Origin of the sequence: Vibrio sp. Vb0304, assembly GCF_033338995.1 — a bacterium.
In the GTDB taxonomy this organism is placed as follows: Bacteria; Pseudomonadota; Gammaproteobacteria; order Enterobacterales; family Vibrionaceae; genus Vibrio; species Vibrio alginolyticus.
This window is the reverse complement of the sequence record NZ_JAWOTT010000387.1, coordinates 1-1,017: the sequence shown is the minus strand read 5'-3', so window position 1 is coordinate 1,017 and position 1,017 is coordinate 1. Positions and strand designations below refer to the sequence as shown.

At 45.8% G+C, this 1,017-nt stretch carries 1 protein-coding gene; it reads left to right on the top strand.

From position 1 onward, the window contains the following. Window positions 1-1,017, top strand: a 1,017-nt coding sequence (locus R7P35_RS26440) for an amino acid ABC transporter permease (protein WP_318093462.1), incomplete at both ends; no start/stop codon positions are given.

Below are 1,017 nucleotides of genomic sequence, written 5' to 3'. Positions count from 1 at the left end.
CATTGCTATAGCTGCACTGGTATTTTTCTTTTATACCATCATCAACAATGCGTTAAATAACCTCGATGCTCGGGGCATCGCGACAGGCTTTGGTTTCCTGAACCAAGAAGCTGGTTTTGGTATAGGGTTAACTCTCATTGAGTATAACGAAACGTATTCTTACGGCAGAACGTTTATCGTGGGTCTTTTGAATACAGCATTAGTCTCTGTGCTGGGTATTATTCTCGCCACCGCGATTGGTTTTACGATGGGTGTAGCGCGTCTCTCAACAAACTGGTTGGTTAGCCGTTTAGCTGCGGTTTACATTGAGACGTTTCGAAATATCCCCCTTCTTCTGCAAATCTTTTTCTGGTATTTCGCAGTACTGCAAGCATTACCATCGGCAAGACAAAGTTTGAGCCTTGGCGAAGCTATCTTCTTAAACGTGCGTGGGCTTTATTTTCCTGCGCCTGTGTTTAATGAAGGCAGTGGTGTTGTGATTGCTGCGTTTGTTATCGGGCTTATCGCTACGATCTCTATCTCTATTTGGGCTAGAAACAAACAACGCCTAACAGGCCAACAAACCCCGATGGGACGAATCGGTTTAGGGCTTCTTGTTGGCTTGCCTCTGCTGGTTTACTTCGTTTCCGGTATGCCAATCTCTTTGGAATACCCAGAACTGAAAGGTTTCAACTTCAAAGGTGGGATCAGCATTATTCCTGAGCTAGCAGCTTTGCTATTGGCGTTAAGTGTTTACACCGCCGCCTTTATTGCGGAAATCGTACGCTCCGGTATCAACGCGGTGAGTCATGGTCAAACAGAGGCCGCGATGTCACTTGGTTTGCCTCGTGCTAAAACGCTCAAGCTGGTTGTTATCCCTCAAGCTTTGAGAATCATCATTCCTCCACTCACAAGCCAATACTTGAACTTAACGAAGAACTCTTCGTTGGCAATGGCTATTGGTTATCCGGATCTGGTTTCTGTGTTTGCTGGTACAACCTTGAACCAGACAGGACAAGCCATTGAGATCATCGCGAT